At 73.3% G+C, this 21,060-nt stretch carries 19 protein-coding genes; 7 read left to right on the top strand and 12 right to left on the bottom strand.

Annotated elements, in window-relative coordinates; all coding sequences use genetic code 11:
* Positions 1–141 precede the first annotated feature (141 nt).
* On the bottom strand, positions 142–798 hold the full coding sequence (locus AB0J53_RS13590; RefSeq protein ID WP_364171798.1) for a peroxiredoxin-like family protein: 657 nt from the start codon (positions 796–798) through the stop codon (positions 142–144).
* Positions 799–973: 175 nt separating this feature from the next.
* On the opposite strand from AB0J53_RS13590, the gene AB0J53_RS13595 reads away from it, so the two are divergent.
* From AB0J53_RS13595 to AB0J53_RS13605, 3 genes are read left to right on the top strand one after another with little or no spacing between them, the layout of a single operon-like run.
* Positions 974–2,116 carry an alpha/beta hydrolase gene (locus AB0J53_RS13595; protein WP_364171800.1) on the top strand — a complete coding sequence of 381 codons (1,143 nt, stop codon included), beginning with the start codon at positions 974–976 and terminating at the stop codon, positions 2,114–2,116.
* Entirely contained in the window at positions 2,113–3,198 is a 1,086-nt protein-coding gene (locus AB0J53_RS13600; RefSeq protein WP_219515205.1) for a mandelate racemase/muconate lactonizing enzyme family protein, read from the top strand. The genes AB0J53_RS13595 and AB0J53_RS13600 overlap by 4 nt, the downstream gene beginning before the upstream one ends.
* A 25-nt stretch (positions 3,199–3,223) precedes the next feature.
* Positions 3,224–4,180 (top strand): MBL fold metallo-hydrolase, encoded by a 957-nt coding sequence (locus AB0J53_RS13605; RefSeq protein ID WP_364171803.1) that lies wholly within the window; start codon positions 3,224–3,226, stop codon positions 4,178–4,180.
* Positions 4,181–4,264: 84 nt separating this feature from the next.
* Here the strand turns inward: AB0J53_RS13605 and rph are convergent, their stop codons facing one another.
* The 3 genes from rph to AB0J53_RS13620 all read right to left on the bottom strand — a co-directional run bounded on the left by rph (position 4,265) and on the right by AB0J53_RS13620 (position 8,412).
* Positions 4,265–6,868, bottom strand: coding sequence for a rifamycin-inactivating phosphotransferase (gene rph / locus AB0J53_RS13610; protein ID WP_364171992.1), 2,604 nt, complete (start codon positions 6,866–6,868; stop codon positions 4,265–4,267).
* A 93-nt stretch (positions 6,869–6,961) separates the two neighbouring features.
* Positions 6,962–7,450, bottom strand: coding sequence for a flavin reductase family protein (locus AB0J53_RS13615; protein ID WP_364171805.1), 489 nt, complete (start codon positions 7,448–7,450; stop codon positions 6,962–6,964).
* The gene (locus tag AB0J53_RS13620) at positions 7,447–8,412 is read right to left on the bottom strand and encodes an LLM class oxidoreductase (RefSeq protein ID WP_364171807.1); all 966 of its coding nucleotides are present in this window, start codon (positions 8,410–8,412) and stop codon (positions 7,447–7,449) included. The genes AB0J53_RS13615 and AB0J53_RS13620 overlap by 4 nt, the downstream gene beginning before the upstream one ends.
* Positions 8,413–8,492: 80 nt before the next feature.
* On the opposite strand from AB0J53_RS13620, the gene AB0J53_RS13625 reads away from it, so the two are divergent.
* The gene (locus AB0J53_RS13625; RefSeq protein WP_364171809.1) at positions 8,493–9,074 is read left to right on the top strand and encodes a TetR/AcrR family transcriptional regulator; all 582 of its coding nucleotides are present in this window, start codon (positions 8,493–8,495) and stop codon (positions 9,072–9,074) included.
* Here the strand turns inward: AB0J53_RS13625 and AB0J53_RS13630 are convergent, their stop codons facing one another.
* Together AB0J53_RS13630 and AB0J53_RS13635 are read right to left on the bottom strand one after the other, a co-directional pair.
* Positions 9,075–9,719 (bottom strand): hypothetical protein, encoded by a 645-nt coding sequence (locus AB0J53_RS13630; RefSeq protein ID WP_364171811.1) that lies wholly within the window; start codon positions 9,717–9,719, stop codon positions 9,075–9,077. It lies immediately after the preceding gene.
* Positions 9,716–11,083, bottom strand: a complete 1,368-nt coding sequence (locus AB0J53_RS13635) for an alpha/beta fold hydrolase (protein ID WP_364171813.1) — start codon at positions 11,081–11,083, stop codon at positions 9,716–9,718. Before AB0J53_RS13635 ends, AB0J53_RS13630 begins: the two co-directional genes overlap by 4 nt.
* 114 nt (positions 11,084–11,197) lie before the next feature.
* Here AB0J53_RS13635 and AB0J53_RS13640 point away from each other — a divergent pair, with 114 nt between their 5' ends.
* Positions 11,198–12,256: a histidine kinase gene (locus AB0J53_RS13640; protein ID WP_364171815.1), complete on the top strand. Its 1,059-nt coding sequence runs from the start codon at positions 11,198–11,200 to the stop codon at positions 12,254–12,256.
* A complete protein-coding gene (locus tag AB0J53_RS13645) occupies positions 12,253–12,903 on the top strand; it encodes a response regulator transcription factor (RefSeq protein WP_364171817.1) in 651 nt (216 codons plus the stop codon). Before AB0J53_RS13640 ends, AB0J53_RS13645 begins: the two co-directional genes overlap by 4 nt.
* A 3-nt stretch (positions 12,904–12,906) precedes the next feature.
* Here the strand turns inward: AB0J53_RS13645 and AB0J53_RS13650 are convergent, their stop codons facing one another.
* From AB0J53_RS13650 to AB0J53_RS13675, 6 genes are all read right to left on the bottom strand, one after another.
* Complete coding sequence (locus AB0J53_RS13650; protein WP_364171819.1) at positions 12,907–14,349, bottom strand: multicopper oxidase family protein; 1,443 nt, start codon at positions 14,347–14,349, stop codon at positions 12,907–12,909.
* Positions 14,350–14,441: 92 nt separating this feature from the next.
* Positions 14,442–15,059, bottom strand: a complete 618-nt coding sequence (locus AB0J53_RS13655) for a cation transporter (RefSeq protein ID WP_364171821.1) — start codon at positions 15,057–15,059, stop codon at positions 14,442–14,444.
* Complete coding sequence (locus AB0J53_RS13660) at positions 15,056–15,415, bottom strand: metalloregulator ArsR/SmtB family transcription factor (RefSeq protein ID WP_364171823.1); 360 nt, start codon at positions 15,413–15,415, stop codon at positions 15,056–15,058. Before AB0J53_RS13660 ends, AB0J53_RS13655 begins: the two co-directional genes overlap by 4 nt.
* Positions 15,416–15,445: 30 nt before the next feature.
* Positions 15,446–16,444, bottom strand: coding sequence for a C-terminal binding protein (locus tag AB0J53_RS13665; RefSeq protein WP_364171825.1), 999 nt, complete (start codon positions 16,442–16,444; stop codon positions 15,446–15,448).
* The gene (locus AB0J53_RS13670) at positions 16,431–18,188 is read right to left on the bottom strand and encodes an IlvD/Edd family dehydratase (RefSeq protein ID WP_364171827.1); all 1,758 of its coding nucleotides are present in this window, start codon (positions 18,186–18,188) and stop codon (positions 16,431–16,433) included. The genes AB0J53_RS13665 and AB0J53_RS13670 overlap by 14 nt, the downstream gene beginning before the upstream one ends.
* Entirely contained in the window at positions 18,188–20,008 is a 1,821-nt protein-coding gene (locus AB0J53_RS13675) for a glycoside hydrolase family 15 protein (protein ID WP_364171829.1), read from the bottom strand. Before AB0J53_RS13675 ends, AB0J53_RS13670 begins: the two co-directional genes overlap by 1 nt.
* A gap of 212 nt (positions 20,009–20,220) precedes the next feature.
* On the opposite strand from AB0J53_RS13675, the gene AB0J53_RS13680 reads away from it, so the two are divergent.
* On the top strand, positions 20,221–21,060 hold the full coding sequence (locus AB0J53_RS13680; RefSeq protein ID WP_364171831.1) for a universal stress protein: 840 nt from the start codon (positions 20,221–20,223) through the stop codon (positions 21,058–21,060).

The following is a 21,060-nucleotide window of genomic DNA, read 5'->3' on the forward strand; positions in this document are numbered from 1 at the left end:
AGCGGCATGCAACCGATATTCGGTTATACCGTTCGACTATCGTGCTGTGGCCCGATCTGGCGTGTCAAGAGGGTGGCCAAACGGCAACAGGAATGATGTGGGGCGGTGAAACGGCCGCTTCACCGCCCCGGGGAGAGCAGGTCAGGCGCCGGCCGCCTGGATCTCGCGGACGGCGCGCAGGGCGTCGGCGGGCTCCATGCGGGTGCGGTAGTTCATCGTCACGTGCCTGGCCCGCACGATCCCGGCGGAGTCCAGTACGAACGTCGCGGGCACCGGCAGGCTCCAGCGGCCGTCGGGCTGCTGGCGGGCCAGCGCGGCCGCCGTGACGTCCAGCAGGTGCGGCTTGATCTTGTCGGGCAGCTCGAACCGCACCCGGTAGGCGGTCATCACCTCCTGCTCGGCGTCGGAGAGCACGTCGTAGGCCAGCTCGTGCTTCTCCTGCATCGACAGCGCGTCGTCGGGCAACTGCGCGCTGATCGCCACCAGCCGGGCCCCCGCCTCGCGGAACTCGGGCAGGGCCGCCTGGTACGCGGCCAGTTCGAGGTTGCAGTACGGGCACCAGGAGCCCCGGTAGAAGATCAGCACGACCGGCCCCTCGGCGAGCCGCTCGGACAGCCGTACCGTGGCGCCGGTCGCACCCGGCAGGGCGAAGTCGGGCGCCTTCTCCCCGAGCTCCAGCCCTGGCACGAGACCGGCGGCCTCGATCTCGGCGAACGCGTCGTTGATGGCCTGCTTGGCCTCCTCGGGCCGCTGCACCGACGCCGCCTTGGCCGCCAGGATCTCGTTGAGCGATTGCACCGGACACCCACCTCCATAACCGTTATTCGGTTGTTGTGTTCGCAATTTGCGCGTTAGGCGCATCCTGGGAAGCGGAACGTGTCGCTGTCAAGACTTGGGGGGTGCTGTTAGGGTGAGCGATACCGATATATGGTGAGCGCAACCGTTAATCGAACATGCGTGAGGTGGTTAGGACATGGCTGAGCGGGAGTTGCTCACCGTCCCCATCGGGACGGCGGCCGGCGCCTCGGAGGTCTACTCCGGCGTGGCCCGGATGGCCGGAGTGCTGTGGTGCTCCCGGGTGCGCGCCCGCCCCGGACAGCGCGCCGCCACCGCCGTGGTGGTGGTCCACCCCTCCTCCAACTTCCTCGGGCACTACGCCCTCGACGCCTGGGCCGAACGCGGCGTCGACGCCGTGGCCATGACCACCCGCTACCTGGGCAACGACTCGGTCCTCCTGCTGGAGAACTGCGTGCTCGACATCGCCTCCGTCGTCGGCCACCTGCGCGCCGAGGGATACGAGAAGGTCGTGCTCGTCGGCAACTCGGGCGGCGGCGGCCTCGTCGCCCTCTACCAGGAGCAGGCCCGCAACCCCACCATCACCTCCTCGCCGTACGGCGGCGGCCCCGACCTCACCGGGGCCCACCTGCCGCCCGCCGACGCGCTGGTCATGCTCATGGCCCACCCCGGCCGGGCCAACCTGCTCGTCGAATGGCTCGACCCCGCCGTGCGCGACGAGGACGACCCCTTCGACCGCGACCCCGAGCTCGACATGTTCGCCGCCCGCAACGGCCCCCCGTACGGGGAGGAATGGCTGGCCCGCTACCGCGCCGCCCAGCGGGAGCGCAACGAGCGGATCACCGACGCGGTGATCGCCCGGCTCGCCGAGCTCGACGAGCGCAGCGGCGGCCGCGTCACCGACCTGCCCATCAGGATCCACGCCACCTGCGCCGACCCGCGCAACGTCGACCTGTCGATCGACCCGTCCGACCGCGCCCCCGGCACCCTGTGGGGCGAGCCGTACGAGGCCAACCTGCGGCCCACCACGCTCGGCCACCTGACGAGCCTGCGCTCGTGGCTGTCGCAGTGGTCGATCCGCACCTCCCACGGCGACGGCCCCGTCCGGCTGGCCGGCGTCGACGTCCCGGTGCACGTCATCTACGGCACCGCCGACCAGGCGTGCTTCCCCTCCCACGCCCGCCAGCTCTACGAGGCGGTGCCGCACGACACCAAGGCGCTCACCGCCGTCCAGGGCGGCCGCCACTACCTCAACGGCCAGCCCGAGCTCACCGCCGTCATGGCCGACGCCCTCATCGGCTGGATAGGAAAGGTCCTGTGAACCGTCCGACGATCGCCGACCTGAGCACGGCCTGGGTCCGCATCCCGCTCGGCGCGGGACGCGGCGGCTCCGGCGCCACCCAGGTCGACCTGCTGCACGTCACCCTCACCGACGACGAGGGCGCCACCGGCACCGGCTTCACCTACGCGCTCACCGGCGGCGCCGAAGCCCTGTACGCGCTGCTCACCGGCCTGGTCAAGGAGAAGGCCGAAGGCACCCCGCTCGACTCCTGGCCGCGCCGCTGGCACGAGATCGCCGCCGCCACCCGCCGGCTCGGCAAGGGCATCGCGCTGCCCGCGCTGTCGGCCGCCGACATCGCCGTGTGGGACCTGCGCGCCCGCCGCGCCGGCCTGCCGCTCTACCGGTTCATCGGCGCGCACACCGACACCGTCCCGGTCTACGGCAGCGGCCGATCCACCCACGCCATGTCGGTGGACGAGCTCGTCGAGGGCTCCCGCCAGTACGTCGCCGAAGGCTACGACGCGGTCAAGCTGCGCGTCGGCGCCCGCCGCGCCGAGGAGGACGTGGCCCGCGTACGAGCCGTCCGCGAGGCGCTCGGCGACGGCCTGCGCATCATGGTCGACTGCAACGAACGGCTCGACCTGCCCACCGCCGTGTGGCTCGGCCGCCGCCTCGACGACCTCGGCGTCTACTGGATGGAGGAGCCGCTGCCCGCCGACGACCTCGCCGGGCACGCCCACCTCGCCGCCCGCCAGGGCGTCCCCCTCGCCGTCGGCGAGCACCTGCACGGCCGCCACGACTTCGCCGGCTACCTGCGCGAGAACGCCGCCTCCGTGCTGCAGCCCGACGTGCCGCTGTGCGGCGGCGTCACCGAATGGCTGCGCATCAGCGCCGTCGCCGAGGTCCACGGCGCCGTGCTCACCCCCCACTTCCTGCCGGAGCTGCACGTCAACCTGGCGGCGGCCGTCCCCAACTGCACCTACGTCGAGCACTTCCCGCTGATCGACGAGGTGCTGGCCGAGACGCTGCCGATCAGCGGCGGCGTGGCCACCCCGCCCGACCGCCCCGGTCACGGGATGCTGTGGGACACCGCCGCGCTCGACCGCCTCCGGCACGCCTGACGAACGACCCGAACAGGAGCACACCGTGTCCAAGCCCTTCGCCTCCACCGCAGACACCGAAGAGAAGCCCGAGATCCTCGAAGTCCTCGCCGACGGCGTGTACGCCCTCACCACCGGAGGCGACCCCAACGTGGGCGCCATCGAGGGCGAGGACTTCCTGGTCTGCTTCGAGGCCCGCGCCACCCCCGTCATGGCCGAGCGCTGGCTCGCCCAGCTCCGGCAGCACACCGACAAGCCGGTCCGCTACCTGGTCCTGTCGCACTACCACGCCGTCCGCGTCCTCGGCGCCGCCGCCTTCGACGCCCAGGAGATCATCACGCACACCGAGACCCGGCGGCTCATCGTCGAGCGCGGCAAGGAGGACTGGGCCGTCGAGTTCGGCCGGATGCCCCGCCTGTTCGCCGGCCACGAGACCATCCCCGGCCTCACCTGGCCCACGCTCACCTTCGACGACCACCTGTCGATCGAGCTGGGCGGCGACCGCGGCACCGTCGAGCTGGCCTGGGCGGGCAACGGCCACACCTCCGGCGACATCTACGCGTACGTGCCCAAGTCCAAGGTCCTGTTCGCCGGCGACCTGGTGGAGAACGGCTCGGCCGTCTACACCGGCGACGCCTACCACCGGGACTGGATGACCAGCACGCTCGACCGGGTCAAGGCGCTCGACGTGGAGATCCTCGTCGGCGGGCGCGGCGAGATCGCCCGCGACCGCGCCGCCTCCCAGCGCGCGATCGAGCTGACCCGCGACTTCCTCAGCACGCTGATGACCGCCGTGGACACCGTCAAGCGCGGCGGCGGCACGGTCGAGCAGGCGTACGTGGCGGCCCGCGAGGCGCTGCTGCCCGTCTACGGCGGCATGCCGGTGTTCGAGCACGCCATGGTCTTCGACACCTGGCGCGCCTGGGAAGAGCTCGACGGCCGGGGACCCGGCATCTGGACCCCCGAGCGCGACCGCGAGGTCTGGGACCGCCTCACCGGCTGACCGGATCGGCCCGCCGCCCGACCAGGTGATGCCTCCAGCCCGCGCCCCTCTCCCGCCAGGCTGGAGGCATCACCGCCGCCCGCGTCAGGTGAGGATCTCCACGTGCCCGTCGGTGCCGTTGACGCGGATGCGCTGCCCGTCGCGGATCAGCCGGGTGGCCCGCTCCACGCCCACGACGGCCGGCAGCCCGTACTCGCGGGCGATCACCGCGCCGTGCGTCATGATGCCGCCCACCTCCGTCACCAGCCCCGCCACGGTGACGAACAGCGGGGTCCAGCTCGGGTCGGTGTAGGCGGTGACCAGGATGTCGCCCGCTTCGAGGTCGGCCCGCGCCATGTCGGTGACGACCCGGGCCCGGCCCTCCACGGTCCCGGCCGAGACCGCGAGGCCGGGCAGCGCGCCGGGCGGGGCGTCCGCGCGCCGGTACCGGCCGTTGAGCGCCTCGCCGTCGGAGGTGAGCACCCGGGGCGGCGTCAGCGTCTCGTACGTGCGGAACGCCTCCCGCCTGTCGCGGATCAGCCCGGCGTCCGCCTCGCCGGTGCGCACGACCTCCCGCAGCTCCTCGAACCGCAGGAAGAAGACGTCGTCCCGCGCGCCCAGCGCGCCCGCCCTGACCAGCCGGTCGGCCTCCCGCAGCAGCGCCTGCTTGTAGACGAAGTAGCGGCTGATCATGCCGTACTTGGGGTATTCGCGGTAGCCGGCGAAGGTGCGGACCCGGTCGATCATCCGCTTGGTCTCCTCGGCCTTCTCCTCCCCGCCCGGCAGGGCGCGCAGCCGCGTCAGCACCTCCCGCTCCTTGCGCCGCGCCTCCTGGAGGCCCTGCTCGAAGTGCCGCTTCCCGGCGCCGGGCGCGAAGTTCCTGACGTTGCCGAGCAGGGCGGGCAGGAGCATGGCGGGCTGCTCGCTCCAGCGGGTCCTGGTCACGTCGATCTCGCCCGCGCAGCGCATGCCGTACGTGCCGAGGAAGCCCAGGAGGGCGTCACGCGCCTCCCGCCCGCCGGGCAGCGCGGCCAGCTCGTCCAGGAAGCCGTCGCCCTCCCGGCCCTCGTCCGCGACCCGCTGGAGGAACGCCACGACCTCCGGGTGCGGCCTGACGGCGTCGGCGACGTCGAGGAGCGCCAGCCCCATCTCCGCCGTGACGTTGTGGGGCACCGACTGGGTGAGCGTGTCGGCCGCGTTCTTCTCGCCCAGCCATTCCTCCAGGTGCTCGTTGAGCCAGTAGGAGGCGTCCATCCCGGCCATGATCACCTCGTAGCCGCGCGGCTCGAACAGCAGGCGCTTCAGCTCCGCGAGGTCGGCCGTGACGAAGTCGAGCAGCTCCGTCCCGGACAGCCCCTCGATGCCGCGCCGCAGCTCGGCGACCGACTCCTCGTTGAGCCGGATCATCTCGGTGACGACGGCCGGGTCGGTCTCGATCGGCGGGGTGTCGCCGGGCGGCCTGAGCGCGGCCGGCAGGGACTCCAGGTCGCCGTCGGGCAGCGGGTCGATGAAGTCGCCGCGGTCGAGGACGGTCTTCAGCGCGTCGAGCATGAGCGGATCGGACTTGCCGAGGGTGCCCAGGAGGCCCGCGCGGCCCGTGGGCGTCGCCAGCAGCGGGCCCACGTCGACGAACAGCCGCCCGGCCGCCTCCTGCATGGGCCGCGGGGTCGTCAGCTGCCACAGGGACAGGCCCAGCGGCTTCATCGCGTCGGTCATCATCTGCTGGTGGCCGACGGAGACGTAGACGTGGTTCTCCTCGTCGCCGGTGACCGGGACGGGGAACAGGGTGGTGATCGGCCGGCTCTGCACGATGTGGAAGTCGTCGCCGGCCAGGCACCACTCGATGTCCTGCGGCCGGCCGAAGTGCGCCTCGACGCGCCGGCCCAGCCGCACCAGGCGCACGACCTGCGCGTCCGTCAGCGCCGGGCGCGAGCGCAGCTCCGGCTCCACGGGCGCGTCCCGCGTGCCGCCTCCCGGCGTGGCGAGCACGTACCGGGGCTTGTCGGCGACCGTCGCGGAGACCACCCGGTCGTTGCGCACCGTGTAGACGTCACCGGAGACCAGCCCGGCCACGAGCGCCTCGCCGAGCCCCCACCCGGCCTCCACGGTGGCGACCTTCCGGTTCGAGGTCACCGGGTCGGCGGTGAACAGCATCCCGGACGCCTCCGGGAACACCATCCGCTGCACGACCACCGCCATCCGCACCTGCCGGTGGTCGAACCCGTTGCGGCACCGGTAGGCCACCGCCCGCTCGGTGAACAGCGACGCCCAGCACCTGCGGATGTGCCGGAGGACCTCAGCCCGGCCCACGACGTTCAGGTAGGAGTCCTGCTGGCCGGCGAAGGACGCGGTCGGCAGGTCCTCGGCCGTCGCGCTGGACCGCACCGCGTAGGCGCCGTGCTCGCCGAGCCGGGCGAGCTGCTCGCCGACCGCCGCGACCAGCTCGCCGGGCGGCTCGACGCTCTCCACGACGCCGCGGATCTCGGCGCTCAGCGTGCGGATCGCCTCGTGGTCCTCCGGTCCCACCCGCGACAGCCGGTCGAGCAGCGCGTCGATCGACGGCGCCACCGCGTGCCCGAAGGCGTCCGTCGTGACGCAGAACCCGTCCGGCACGCGGACGCCCTCGACGCGCGAGAGCTCGCCCAGGTGCGCCCCCTTGCCGCCCACTGTCGCGATCTTCGTCGAGTCGATGTGCTGGAAGCCGATCACGTAACGCAATTCCGTCGCTCCGTCGTTCGTCGGGCCGGTTCGCAACGGGCAGTATGGAGCACTTTCCGGCGCCTCATGAGGGACGCCGATCTGCTATAACCTGAAAGTGGCGAGCCGATGGTAGGCCCGTCTCGCGTAGACCAGAGGCTCCTCGGCGCCGAGCTGATGGACCGCCTCCACCCTTCCCAGAAACAGCGTGTGGTCACCGGCCGGCACGGTCGTCGTGATCGCGCAGTCCATCGCGGCCAGCGCGCCCGGCAGGATCGCGTTGCCGGAGCAGGGGGACGGCGACCAGTCCACGTCCGCGAACTCGCTCTCGCCGACCGGGCGTTCCCCGGCGAAGTGGGCGGCGAGCGCGCTCTGCCCGGTGGCGAGCAGGTTCGCGGTGAAGCTCCGGTTGCTCATGATGAGGCCGTGCGTACGGCTGCTGCGGCTCAGCGACACCAGGATCGTCGGCGGCTCCAGCGACACGGACAGCAGGCTGTTGATCGTGACGCCGTGCGGCCCGGTGGCGGATCGCGTGGTGACGACGGCGACCCCGGTGGGCCACTGCCGCATGACGGCCCGCATCGGCTCGGTCACCACGCGGAGGCCCGGGGCGCGGCGGTCTCCAGGGCCGGGAAGTGGGGCACCACCTCCTCGCCGAGCTGGGCGAGGACTTCGCCGGCGGGCCGGCTGCCGTGCTGGACGCCGAGCGCGCAGTGGTTGATGCCGACGTCCTGCCAGCGGCCGAGCAGCTCCAGCAGGCCCTGGGTCCCGGTGCGCAGGACGAAGCCGCCGCGCAGCGGGGTGGGCGGGTGCAGCGGGTCCTCCATCAGGTCGATCCACTCGTTGGTGGCCACGGGCTTGAACGCGGCCCCGGGGATCCGGCCGCGCCAGGTCGCCGCCTTCTTGCCCAGCGCGATCGGGCCCTCGGCGGTCGTGGTGGAGCCGGGGTAGACGAGCCAGCCGTCGGCGTGCTCGGCGATCCAGTCGGGGGCCTGCTGGGAGGAGCCCGTGACCAGCAGCGGGATGTGCCCGTGCACCGGCTTGGGCAGCAGGTCGACGCCGGAGGCGGAGGGCCGCAGGAGGTCGCGGAAGGCGTGCACCGCCTCCCGGAAGCGCAGGCCCCGGCTCTCGAAGTCGACGCCGTAGGCGGGGAACTCGCTGGGCCGGTCACCGGAGGCGATGCCGAGCACCAGCCGGCCGCCGGAGAGGTGGTCGATCGAGGCCGCCTGCTTGGCCAGGTCGATGGGGTGCCGCAAGCTGAAGATCACGCTGCCCGAGGCCAGCGTGATCGTCGAGGTGTGCGCGGCCAGCCAGGTCAGCGCCGACCAGGGGTCGTACACCTGGCCGACGTCGCCGAAGCTCGCGTCCGCCAGCGGGATGTCCCTGACCCACGCGGCGGCGAACCCGGCCCGCTCGGCCTCCTGGACGAGCGCGCTCTGCCCGCGCAGCGCCGCCATGTCGCCGGTGTAGGGCCACAGCGGCAGGAACAGCCCGACCGTCAACCGGCCGTTGGCGAACATGCGGTCGAACCCGACGTGGCCTGTTAGGTCACTCATGACAACCCCTTCTGGTTGGAACGTTCGATCCAGAGCATAGCCTGACTGGATCGAACGTTCCAACCAGGTAGGCTGAAGTCATGGACTCCCAGGACACGCGCGCCCGGATCGTACGGGCCGCCGCCGAGCTGCTGCAGCGGCAGGGCTACGAGGGCGCCTCCGTCAAGCCCATCGCCCTGGCCGCCGGCGCCTCGGTCAGCTCCGTGTACCACTTCTTCCCCGGCGGCAAGCAGGAGCTCGCGGTCGAGGCCGTGCGCCACGGCGCCGCCGAGTACGCCGACCTGCTCCGCGAGGGCCTGGCCTCCAGCCCCGACCCGGCCGAGGGCGTCGCCGCCTGCGCCCGGCTGATGGTGTCCGCGCTGAAGACCTCAGCCTGGGTCGACGGCTGCCCGGTCGCCGTCACGGCGCTGGAGACCGTGGGCCGCGTGCCCGGCATCCAGCAGGCGGCCGACGAAGCCCTCGCGCACTGGCAGCGGCTCGTCAGCACCGCGATCCAGAAGGCGGGCGTCCCCGCCGACACGGCCGACGAGCTGGCCAGTACCGTCATCAGCACGCTGGAGGGCGCCGAGCTGCTCAGCCGGGTCCGCCAGGACGACCTGCCGCTGCGCCGCGCCGCCACCCACCTGTCCCAGCTCGTCCGCCTGGCGGTGAACCCGGCCTGATCAGCGCAGGCCGGGCCAGTCGTCCCTGCCGGACCGGCTGACCTGACAGGCGGCCTCGGCGTACACGCGGGCGTCCTTCGAGGCCGCGCGCAGCCACTCGGCCAGCGTGACCGGCAGGGACGCGCGGGGCTCGGCCAGGCAGCGGTCACCGGCCGGCGCCAGGTAACGGGGGTCGCCGCTCACCAGGACCGCCAGCCCCTCGTCGAACCACTGCGGCACCTCCTCCCCGCCGAGCCGGGCGTGCAGCTCCACGTGGGCCAGCTCGTGCGAGGCGATCACCGGGTCGACGCCGCGCGGCGACAGCATCACCGACCGGTTGAGCACGGCGATGCCGCGCTCGCGACCGCCGCCGATCCTGCGGTAGCAGTCGTCGGACAGGCACACGAGGATGTCCGGGGCGCTCTCCCGGCCGCCGAAGAAGTCACGTACCCGCTGGTCGGCTTGCGCGACGACCTCGGCCACGTGCCTGCGCCGGTCCGGCGGCAGGCCGGGCTCGGCGTACACGCCGGGCTGCAGGCGCTCCAGGCCGTAGCAGCCGGGGCACGTGGTGGCCGCGACGGACGGGAAGGCGATCGCCGTCACCGCCACGGCGGCGGCCAGCAGGAGCGCGATGACGCCGCCCGCGATCCGGAGCCTCCTGGTCACGGACACGTGGCGCCCCGGGGCGGCAGCCGGCGCTCGGTGACGTACCTGCTGACGTGCTCGACGACGCACGGGTTCGCCATCGCGCCGAACAGGTTGTGGCCGGGGCCGTCGTGCCTGATCGTGCGGCTGCCGGGGATCCGGCTGACGACCCGGCGGGTGGAGTCGTAGTCCTGCCAGGTGCCCGCGCCCAGCATGGGCGGCAGCGTGCGGGGCATCGGGGCGGGCGGGTTCGTCACCGGGGACGGCCAGCCGGCGCAGGTGAGCGGCAGGTGCCAGGCGAGGGCGAAGGAGGCGCCGGCGCTGGGGGCGAGGGCGCGCAGCCGCCTGGTCGTCCGCGCGAGGTCGCGCTGGTCCGCCGGGCGGGGCAGGTCCAGGCACTCCTTGTAGCCGCCGCCGGGGGCGCCGGGGTAGGGCTGACGGGGAGACAGCGCGAAGCCCGACGCGTCGCCCTTCTCGGCGGCCGTGATCGCCGCCACGACGTCGCCCCAGCTCGCCGGGCCGGGCCGGAGCTTGAGGAACGCCAGCGCCCGGAGCTGCGTGCCGTCGTAGCGGGCGTCGATCCGAGGGGCGGGGATCGGCTCCCGGTCGGCCTTCGCGGTCAGCGCCCGCCAGCGCTTCTCCGTCCCGGCGGGGGCCCAGGCGAAGAAGCGGTCCAGGAACCGCTCGGTCTCACGGGCCTCGGCGTCGAGCTCGGGCTGCCAGTCGCGGACGCTGTGGTTGCGGGTGCCGTCGACGTACAGCGTGCGCACGCGGTCGGGGAACAGGCGGGCGTAGGACTGGGCGATCGTCCCGCCGTAGGAGAGCCCCAGGAAGTTCATCCTGTCGTCGCCGAGCGCCCGGCGGACGGCGTCGGCGTCGCGGGCGTCGTCGGCGGCCGACATGTGGTCGAAGAGCTCGGGATCGGTGTCACGGCACGCCTCGCCCCGGGCCCTGTTGGCCGCGGCCACCCGGTCGAAGCCGGCCTGGTCGGCGGGGAACGCCGGGGTGCGCACGAACCCCCAGTCGCACTTCAGCACCGCGCCGCTGAGCCCGGGATAGCCGCGCGGGTCCCACGTCACCACGTCCATCGACCGCCGGATCTTGTCGAAGATCCGGGTACGCGAGCCGAGCGAGGCGATCTGGAAACCCTGCGGGCCGCCGAAGTTGACCAGCACGGACCCCTCCCTGGCGCCGGTGGCGGGCAGCCGGGCCACCTTCAGGACGAGCTTACGGCTGCTGCCGGGGGACAGGGCGACGGGCAGGTCCGCGCACTGGAGCTCGGGCGCGTCCGCGACGGGGCAGGCGCTCCACGACAGCCCCGGCTGCGGCGCCGGAGCGTTGAGCGGGGCGGTGAGGACGGCCACCCCGAGAAGTGTCTTGAACATGCGACGGAACGCTAGAAGTCACCGCCGACCCGGGTCTGCCCCCGAAGGTCAGCGGACATTGTTCACCAAAGTGGACTATGAGCACCCCGATACGCCCTGAGTAGGGTGAATTCCATGTCCAGGTATGCGGTCGTCGCCGCCGTCGTGGTCGCGGACACGGCGCTGTTGTGGCTGGACGGGACCCAGGGCTGGATGCTCGCCGCCTACGCGGTGGCCGTGGCGCTCACCGTGGCGGCGGCGAACCGGCTGCCGTTCGCCGCCTTCTTCGCGGCGCTGGCGCTGGCCGTGCTCACCGGCGCTTCACTCGCGCTGCTGGCCTGCACCGGGTTCCAGGCCGGGCACCGCATCTCCGCGCGCAGGGACGTGGTGGTGACGGCCTGCGCCCTCAGCGCGTACGTGTGCGTGCTGCTGCTGGCCGTGCAGCGGTCCCCGGGCTCCGACGAGCCGTGGATCAGCCTGGCCCGCGTCGTCATCCTGACCGCGCTGCCGCTGCTCGCCGGCCGGTACGTGGCCCAGCAGCGCGAGCACATGCGCCGCGAGCGGGCCCTGATCGCCGAGCAGGAACGCCTGCGCGAGCGGCTGCGCATCGCCCAGGACATGCACGACTCGCTCGGCCACCTGCTCAGCCTGGTCTCCGTGCAGGCCGCCGCGCTCCAGGTCGGCCCGCTGCCGCCGGACCAGCGGCACGCCGTGGGCGGCCTGGCCGACACCGCCCGAGCCGCCGCCGCCGAGCTGCACGAGGTGGTCAACGCGCTGCGCGAGCACGACGTGCCCGGCCTGGACGACGTCGGCGACCTCGTCACCCGCTCCCGCGCCGCCGGGGCCACGGTGACGGTCGACACGTCCGGCGAGGCCGTCCCGCTCGCCGACCCGAGGGCCTCCCACGCCGCCTACCGGGTCGTCCAGGAAGGGCTGACCAACGCGGTCAAGCACGCGCCCGGCGCGCCGATCACCGTGTCGCTCGACTGGCAGCCCGACGCCCTGCTGATCTCGGTGGCCAACCCGGCGCCCCGCGCTCCCGCGGCCTCCACCGGCGGCGGCAGCGGCCTGCGCGGGCTCACCGAGCGCGTCGCCTCGGCCGGCGGCCTGCTGCGCGTCCACCCCGGGACGCGCGAGTTCCGGCTCGTCGCGATGCTCCCCCTGGTGCCGGTCCTCGCGGAGGCCGCCTCGTGATCAGGACCCTGGTGGCCGACGACGAACCCCTCATCACCACCGGCATCCGCACCGTCCTGGAGTCGGCGGGCGACATCGAGGTGGTGGCCACCGCCCGCGACGGCCGCGAAGCCGTGCGGGCCGCCCGAAGCCACAGCGTCGACGTCGCGCTCCTCGACCTCGCGATGCCCGTCATGGACGGCCTGGCCGCCGCCGCCGAGCTGGCCGGCACGCGGGTGGTGCTCCTCACCGCCTTCGGCGACCACGACAACGTACGGCGAGCGGTACGGCAGGGCGTGTCCGGGTTCGTGCTGAAGACGTGCACCCCGGACGAGCTCATCCGCGCGGTCCGCGCCGCGCACGCCGGGCACGCGTACCTGTCGCCGGCCGTGGCCCGCCAGGTGCTCGACATGGCCGCGCCCGGCGACGACGAGCGCGGACGCGACGCCGCCCGCAGGCTGGCCACGCTCACCGCGCGCGAGACCGACATCCTCGCTCTGGTGGCGCAGGGCCTGTCCAACGCCCAGGTGGCCCGGCGCGCCCACATGACCGAGGCCAGCGTCAAGACCTACGTCAGCCGCATCCTCGCCAAGCTCAACTGCGCCAACCGCGTGCAGGCCGCCCTGCTCCTCCGCGACGCGCCGTTCCCTGCCCGACCCCGGCGGTGAGCGTCAGTGCCCCATGTCGTGCTTGCGGCGCGGGGGCCTGCCGTAGCCGAGCGTGCCCATCATGCCCTGCTCCTGGTGGAAGAGGTTGTGGCAGTGGAACATCCACTCGCCCGGGTTGTCGGCGTGCACGTCGATCTTCATGCGTTCGCGCGGCTTGATGTTGACGGTGTCCTTCCTCGGACCGCCCCGGTCGGTGGTCCGGACCTGGAAGGTGTGGCCGTGCAGGTGCATGGGGTGCCACATGTGGGTGTCGTTGTGCATGACGATCCTGATCGTCTCGCCGCGCTCGACGCGCAGGCGCAGCGGGTCGTCGGCGCCGTGGCCGTTGAGGGTCCACTCGTCGCCGCCGGGGCGCTTGCGCAGGCCGAACGTGACGGTGACGGTCCGGGAGGGCTGGGGGAGCTGGTCGGCCCGCCGAGCCTCCAGGTCCTGATATTTAAGCATCTGGCGGTTGAGCTCCGGCACCGTGCCGTCCGGCGACGGCCTGCGGGCCCCCCGCGAGGTCCGCACCACCGCGAACGCCCGCCCGCTCTTGCCCTCCGCCATCGCCATCAGCGGGAACGCCCCCTCGCCCAGCGTCGTGACGAAGTCGTAGCGCTCGCCCATGCCCAGCACGAACGCGTCCACGGTCACGTGCTTGCACGGGAACCCGTCGGTGTGGGTGACGGTCATGCGGTGCCCGCCGAGCGCGACCCGGAAGGCGGTGTCGGCCGCCGCGTTGATCACCCGGAACCTGACCCGGGCCCCAGGACGGCTGTGGAACGTCCTGGGCTCGTTCGCGGTGTGCCCGTTGACCAGGTAGTACGGGTAACGCATGTGCCCGGCGACGCCGCCGAGGAGAGGGCTGCTGAGGCCCTTGTCGTGCGAGGTGGCGCTCATCCGCCGCTCGGCGTCCTCGGGGGTGCCCTTGACGCCGTCCTGCCAGTCGTCGAGCACGACCGTGAACTCCTGGTCGTAGCCGAGCGGCTCGCGCGGGTCGGCCACGACGAGCGCGCCGTACAGGCCGCGGTCGCTCTGCATGCCGACGTGCGAGTGGTAGAAGTACGTGCCGGGGTCCGGGACGGTGAACACGTAGTCGAACGTGCCGCCGGGCGGGGTCGGCCGCTGCGAGAGGCCGGGGGCGCCGTCCATCTTCGGGGTGATGCGGATGCCGTGCCAGTGCACGGTGGTCGGCGCGGGCAGCTCGTTGACGAGCCTGACCCGTACGGTCCGGCCGGCGGTGGCCCGGATCAGCGGGCCGGGCAGCCGGTCGTCGTACATCCAGGTGGACAGGGTGCGCCCGTCGAGGACGACGGTGCCGGGCCGGGCCCGCAGCACGCTGCCCCGGGGAGCCGCGGCGGCCACCGCGGGGCCGACCATCGGGCCGACCACGGGGGCGGCGCCCAGGGCGGCGAACACGCCGCTGACGAACAGCCTGCGGGACACGGCCCCACGCGAATCATTCACTGCGGTTCCTCTCCTTCACCCCACGCAAGGTAACGGAGAGTCACCGACAGGGCACGCCGCGACGCGCCCGGTTCGGCTTGATCGCCCGCGTGTCAGCAGCAGGCGTCGCCGCGCCACGCCTCGCGGCCCTCCTTGACCGCGACGGCGGCGATGACCAGGGCGGCGACCGGGTCGGCCCAGGACCAGCCGAACAGGCTGTTGAGCGCCAGCCCGGCCAGCAGCACGCCGGACAGGTAGGTGCACAGCAGGGTCTGCTTCGAGTCGGCCACCGCGGAGGCGGAGCCGAGCTCGCGGCCGGCGCGCCGCTGCGCGTACGACAGGAACGGCATGACGACCAGCGACAGCGCGGCGATGATCAGGCCGGGGGTGGAGTGCTCGGCCTCGCCGGCGCCCAGCAGGGCGCGTACGGCGTCGAAGCCGACGTAGGCGGCCAGTGCGAAGAACGAGATCGCGATGACCCGCAGCGCCGTCCGCTCCCGCTTCTCGTGGTCGGCGGCGGTGAACTGCCAGGCCACGGCGGCGGCCGAGGCGACCTCCACGACCGAGTCCAGGCCGAAGCCGATCAGGGCGGCGGAGGAGGCGGCCGCGCCGGCGGTGATGGCCACCGCCGCCTCGACGACGTTGTACGCGATGGTGGCCGCGACCAGGAGCCGGATGCGGCGCCGCAGGACCGCCCGCCGGTCCGGGGCGGGCGGGTTCAGCGTGGTCATGACGCCTGGGCGGGGCGCAGGGCCACGGCGTGGCCGGCGGCGGCCAGCAGGTGCTCGGCCGAGGCGAGCAGGTCCATCAGCTCGGGCCGGGTGAGGGAGTAGAAGGACTGGCGTCCTTCGGCCCGGTAGTCGACCAGGTCGCAGTCGCGCAGGCAGGCCAGGTGCTTGGAGACCGTGGACTGGGCCAGGCCCAGCTCGCCCACCAGGTCGACCACCCGCGCCTCGCCGCGCGCGAGGCGGGCCACGATGCGCAGCCGGTTCTCGTCGGACAGGGAGTGGAACAGTGCCGCCGCCGGGGAGACGCCCGCGGCGATGTCCGCGCTCACGCAGCGCCCGGCCTCACTATCAATCGCCATACGGCGATGATATCCCAATGGCGCGATGCCTCAGGCCGTCAGGTCGTTGACCGGGCTGCGGGCGCCCTGCCCGGTCAGGACCCGTACGGCCTCCTCCGCGGCGAAGCGCCGTACGGTGGCGACGGCCTGCTCGGAGTAGTAGGCGGCGTGCGGCGTGACGATCACGCCGGGCAGCGTGAACAGGGGGTTGCGGGGCTCCCAGCCGCGCTGCTTCGCGGGCTCCTCCTCCAGGTCGTCCAGGGCCGCGCCGGCGATCCAGCCCTCGGTGAGCGCCTGGTGGAGCGCCGCGTCCTCGACGATCGGGCCGCGGGCGGTGTTGACGAGCAGGGCCGTCGGCTTCATCCTGCGGAGCGTCGTACGGTCGAAGGCGTGGTGGGTGCCGGGCGTGAGCGGCGCCTGGATCACCAGGTAGTCGGTGCCCTCCACGAGCTCGTCGAACGACACCGGCCGCACGCCGCGGGCCCGGATCTCGGCCTCGTCGACGAACGGGTCGTGCGCCCACACCTCGACGCCGAACGCCTTGGCGCGTTCGGCGATGAGCTGGGCGATGAAGCCGAAGGACAGCAGCCCGAACACCCGTCCCCGCAGCCGCCAGACCGGCTCCCCGCTCTGCCAGCGCCACACGCCCTCCCGGGTCGCCCGGTCGTACGCGCAGATCTTGCGGGCGGCGGCGAGCCAGAGCGCTACGGCGTGGTCGGCGACCTCCTCGGCGCACCAGTCGTTGGGCGCGTTCGTGACCTGGATGCCGCGCCGGGTCGCGGCGTCCACGTCGACGATGTCCACGCCCGTGCCGTAGCGGGCGATCACCCGGCAGCGGGTGAACGCCTCGATCGCGCGGGCCCCGATCCGGGCGTACTGGGTCAGCACGCCGTCGGCGTCCCGGCCCTTCTCGATCACCTCCTCCTCGCTCTTGCACTGGGCGGCGAGCAGCTCGAACCCGGCGCCCTCCACGATCGCGCGTTCGATGTCCACGTCGCCGAAGTCGGAGTCGGCGATCATGATGGTGCCTCTGGCGTCAGTGCGAGTCACGGGGAATCCCCTTGGTGTGGACGAGGTCCTGGTAGTCCAGGGCGAGCTCCAGGCAGCCGCCGCCGTCGAGCTGCCCGACCGTGGCGCGATAGATCTCCTGCCACGGCGTCTGGTTGTCGAGCGGCGGCGGTGTGTGATCGGCCCACCGCCCGGCGATCTCCTCGTCGGTCAGCAGGACGTCGACGCGGGCGTTGTCCAGGTCGACGCGGATGCGGTCGCCGGTGCGCAGGATGGCGAGGTTGCCGCCCGCCGCGGCCTCGGGGCTGGCGTTGAGGATGGACGGCGCGTCGGAGGTGCCGCTCTGGCGGCCGTCGCCCAGCGTCGGCAGCGTCGTGATCCCCCGCCGGATCAGCGTGGCCGGGACCTCCATGTTCACCACCTCGGCCGAGCCCGGATAGCCGATCGGGCCGGTGTAGCGGATGACGAGGATGCAGTTCTCGTCCAGCTCCAGGGCGGGGTCGTCGATGCGGGCGTGGTAGTCCTCCGGCCCGTCGAAGACGACGGCGCGGTAGTCCGCCACCGGGCGGAGGTCGCCGGCCAGGACGGAGGTCTTCATGACCGCGGAGCCGAACAGGTTGCCCGTCATGATGAGCAGCCCGCCGCGCGGGGCGAGCGGCTGGTCGTAGGGGCGGATGACCTCCGGGTCGGCGGGCGGGGCGTCGGCCAGGTTCTCGGCCACGGTCCTGCCGGTGACGGTCACGGCGTCGCCGTGCAGGCGCCCGGCCGCCAGCAGCGACCGCATGAGGGCGGGCAGGCCGCCGGCGCGGTAGAAGTCCTCGCCGAGGAACTCCCCGGCGGGGGCGACGTTCGCCAGCACCGGGACGTCGCCGCCGACGCGCTGCCAGTCCTGGATGGTCAGCGGCACCCCGACGTGCCGGGCGATGGCGTTGACGTGGATGGGCACGTTGGTGGAGGCGGCGATGGCCGAGGCGACCACGATCGCGTTCTCGAAGGCCGGCATGGTCATGATCTTGCGCGGGGTCAGGTCCTCGCGGACGAGCTCCACCGCCCGGCGGCCCGTGTCGTACGCCATCTGGGCCCGCCGCCGGTACGGGGCCGGGATCGCCGCGCAGCACGGCAGCGACATGCCCAGGGCCTCGGCCAGGCAGTTCATCGACAGCGCGGTGCCCATCGTGTTGCAGTGCCCGATGCTGGGCGCGGAGGCCGCCACGCGCGCCGAGAACTCGGCGTAGTCGATCTCCCCGGTGGCCAGCAGCCGCTTCGACTGCCAGATCACCAGCCCCGAGCCCGACGCGGCCACCCGTTGACCCTGGTGATAGCCGTTGAGCATCGGCCCGCCGGACAGGACGATCGCCGGGATGTTCACCGTCGCCGCCGCGGCCAGGCACGCGGGCGTGGTCTTGTCGCAGCCCGTCGTCAGCACGACCCCGTCGAGCGGATACCCGTACAGCACCTCGACCAGCCCCAGGTAGGCGAGGTTGCGGTCCAGCGCGGCGGTCGGGCGCTTGCCGGTCTCCTGGAGGGGATGGACGGGGAACTCCAGCGGTATGCCGCCGCCGTCGCGGATGCCGTCCCTGACCCGGTCGGCCAGGGCCAGGTGGTGGCGGTTGCAGGGGACGAGGTCGCTGCCCGTCTGGGCGATGCCGATGATCGGCCGGCCGGACTGGAGCTCGCCCGGGGTCAGCCCGAAGTTGAGGAAGCGTTCGAGGTAGAGAGCCGTCATCTCCGGATTGTCCGCGTTGTCCCACCATGCCTGGCTGCGCAGGCCGCCTGTTGCCGCCATCAGGATCCCTCCGATCGGGCGAGGTTGACGCCGCTGGCGATGACGCCGATGTGGCTGAACGCCTGCGGGAAGTTGCCCATGAACGCGCCCGTCGACGGGTCGATCTGCTCCGGCAGCAGCCCCAGCGGGCTGGCCCGGGCGCACAGCGACGCGTAGAGCTCCCCGGCCCGGTCCCGCTCGCCCAGCAGGATCAGGTTGTCGACCAGCCAGAAGCTGCACAGCAGGAACGCGCCCTCGTCGCCGGGCAGGCCGTCGGGGGAGCTCTCGTGCAGGTAGCGGTAGAGCAGGCCGTCACCGGCCGACAGGCGTGCCGCGATCGCCGCCGTCGTGGCCGCCATGCGCGGGTGGCCGGCCGGGACGACCTTGCGCAGCGGGAGCGCGAGCAGGCTGGCGTCGAGGCTGCCGCCGCCGTCGAGATGCTCGCTCAGGCACTGGGCCTTCTCGTCCCAGGACTCCTCCAGGATGACCCGGCGCAGCGTCTCGGCCTCCCGGCGCCAGGCCGCGATCTGGCCGGGCATGCCGAGCCGCTCGCCGATCGCCGCGGCCCGGTCGAGGGCGACCTGGCACATCCCGGCCGAGTACGTGAACACCCGGCCTTCGCTGCGCACCTCCCAGATGCCCTGGTCCGGCTGCCGCCACGTGCTCGCGGCGGCCTCGGCCAGCTCCGCCAGGCCGGACCAGAGCGCGGGCTGGAGCTCGCGGCCAGGACGCAGCCACTGGTCGGCGCAGTCCAGCACCTCGCCGTACACGTCGTGCTGGCGCTGGTCGGCCGCGCCGTTGCCCCAGCGCACCGGGGCCGAGCGCCGGTAGCCTTCGAGCTCGGCGTCCTGGACCTCCTCGGGCACGGCGTCGCCGAGCAGCGTGTACATGATCCGCGGGCTGCGGCTCTGCTCGAAGGCGTCCAGCACCCAGCCGAGAAAGGCGTCGGCCTCCTCGCCGAAGCCCACCCGGCGCAGCGCGAACACGGCATAGGCGGCGTCCCGGATCCAGGTGTAGCGGTAGTCCCAGTTGCGCACCCCGCCGATCGGGGCGGGCAGCGACGAGGTCGGGGCCGCGACCAGAGACCCGTTCACCCAGTCGTCGCACAGCTTCAGCGTGATCACCGCGCGCCGGACCAGCGCCGCCTGCGGGCCGTCGTAGCCGCACTTGGCCATCCAGCGGCGCCACGCTCCGGCGGTGTCGCGCAGCATCGTCTCGGGGGCGAACCGGTGGTGCCGGTGGATGCGCCCCCACGACAGCACCAGGTCGAGCCGGTCGCCCTGCTCCAGGTCGTGCTCGGTGCGCAGCCCGGTCAGCGGCCGGTTGGAGCGCAGGTGCAGGCGCAGATCGGGCCGCCGCAGCGCCCGCACCTCCAGGCCGCTGCCGAGCGCCCGGGCCTGCCCGCCGCCGCGCGGCTCCAGCTCCGCCCGCAGGCGCACGCTCCCGCTCACGACCACGGCCGAACGGACCAGCTCGGCCCGGCCCGCCCCCGCGTCGTCGCTGAGATCGGCCCCGGCGCGCAGGGCCAGCGCGTCCGTGATCCGCACCAGACCGGACGGCGCGCGCAGCTCGGTCACCAGCACGGCGGTGTCGGGCTCGTAGAACTGGCGCGCCTCCAGCAGGCCGTCCGCGGTGAGCGTGAAATGCCCGCCACGGGCCTGGTCCAGCAGCCCGCACACCAGCGGTTCGCTGTCGAAGCGGGGAAGGCACAGCCACGGGATCGAACCGTCCAGGCCGACCAGCGCCGCCGTGTCGCCGTCGCCGATCAGGCCCAGGTCCTCCAGCGGCGGATAGCCGTCCGCGCGGCGGACCGGGCGGAAGGGCGGGTCGGTGTCGAGCATCGCCGAACTCTTTCGTCGGAATGGACTGCATCACCGAGTACCCCCGGCGGAGGAGCGGATAACGCCGCTTCTCCGCAGGTCAGCGGCCGGGAATTAATAAATCCTTTGGCGAATGCGTAACGGTTTCCGCGTTACTCCGATCGGGCCGGCGGGCGTGATGACGGCCACGGTCACCCGGGTATGGGAGGGAAGAATCGGGGGGAAGGTGCGTGATGGTCAAATCTGTGGTGGTCGGCGTGGACGGCTCGGCGCCGTCGGACACGGCGCTGGAATGGGCGGCCGCCGACGCGCGGCGGCGGGGGCTGGGCCTGCGGCTCGTCCACGTGTGCGAGCACTCCCGGTTCGGCCGGGAGGCGACGGACTACTGCGCCGGGACCCTGGAGGCCGCCCGCGACCGGGTGGGCCGGGCGGCCGGCGGTGTCGAGGTGACCACCGAGCTGCTGGCCGGGCACGTCGTGGACGCGATGGTCGGCGAGTCGGCCACCGCCGACAGCGTGGTGCTCGGCAGCCGGGGGCTCGGCGGGTTCAAGGGGCTCCTGATCGGCTCGGTGAGCGTGGGCGTCGCCGGTCACGCCGCCTGCCCGGTGGTGATCGTACGCGGCTCCGCCGAGCCTGCGCACGGCCGCGTCGTCGTCGGCGACGACGGCTCCCAGTGCGCCGAGACCGCCCTGGCCTACGCCGCCGAGCAGGCCCGGGCCAGGGACGTGCCGCTGCTGGTCACGTACGCCTGGCAGGTGCCCGTCACGCCCTCGCTCGCGGTGGGCTACAGCGCGCTGCTGGAGCGCTCCTGCGAGGCGGAGCTCCGTACGGCGGCCGAACGGCTGAGGGCGTGGCGGGAGAAGCACCGGGACATCGAGATCGTCGGCGAGCAGATCGCCGGGCATCCGGCGGAGGCGCTGATCAAGGCCGGGGAGACGGCCGATCTGGTGGTCGTGGGCACGCGCGGCCTGGGCGGTTTCGCCTCCGCCGTGCTCGGGTCCGTGAGCCGGACGGTGCTGCAACAGGCGACCTGTCCGGTGGCGATAGTCCGCCCCGGGGCGAAACAGGCATAA

This window comes from Nonomuraea sp. NPDC049725 (assembly GCF_040674795.1).
Classification (GTDB): Bacteria; Actinomycetota; Actinomycetes; order Streptosporangiales; family Streptosporangiaceae; genus Nonomuraea; species Nonomuraea ceibae.

Coding starts and splice junctions, on each gene's coding strand:
- AB0J53_RS13595 (WP_364171800.1), top strand. CDS start 974: ATGGCTGAGCGGGAGTTGCTCACCGTCCCCATCGGGACGGCGGCCGGC.
- AB0J53_RS13660 (WP_364171823.1), bottom strand. CDS start 15,415: ATGGCGATTGATAGTGAGGCCGGGCGCTGCGTGAGCGCGGACATCGCC.
- AB0J53_RS13670 (WP_364171827.1), bottom strand. CDS start 18,188: ATGGCGGCAACAGGCGGCCTGCGCAGCCAGGCATGGTGGGACAACGCG.
- AB0J53_RS13640 (WP_364171815.1), top strand. CDS start 11,198: ATGTCCAGGTATGCGGTCGTCGCCGCCGTCGTGGTCGCGGACACGGCG.
- AB0J53_RS13625 (WP_364171809.1), top strand. CDS start 8,493: ATGGACTCCCAGGACACGCGCGCCCGGATCGTACGGGCCGCCGCCGAG.
- AB0J53_RS13635 (WP_364171813.1), bottom strand. CDS start 11,083: ATGTTCAAGACACTTCTCGGGGTGGCCGTCCTCACCGCCCCGCTCAAC.
- AB0J53_RS13675 (WP_364171829.1), bottom strand. CDS start 20,008: ATGCTCGACACCGACCCGCCCTTCCGCCCGGTCCGCCGCGCGGACGGC.
- AB0J53_RS13620 (WP_364171807.1), bottom strand. CDS start 8,412: ATGAGTGACCTAACAGGCCACGTCGGGTTCGACCGCATGTTCGCCAAC.
- AB0J53_RS13655 (WP_364171821.1), bottom strand. CDS start 15,059: ATGACCACGCTGAACCCGCCCGCCCCGGACCGGCGGGCGGTCCTGCGG.
- AB0J53_RS13680 (WP_364171831.1), top strand. CDS start 20,221: ATGGTCAAATCTGTGGTGGTCGGCGTGGACGGCTCGGCGCCGTCGGAC.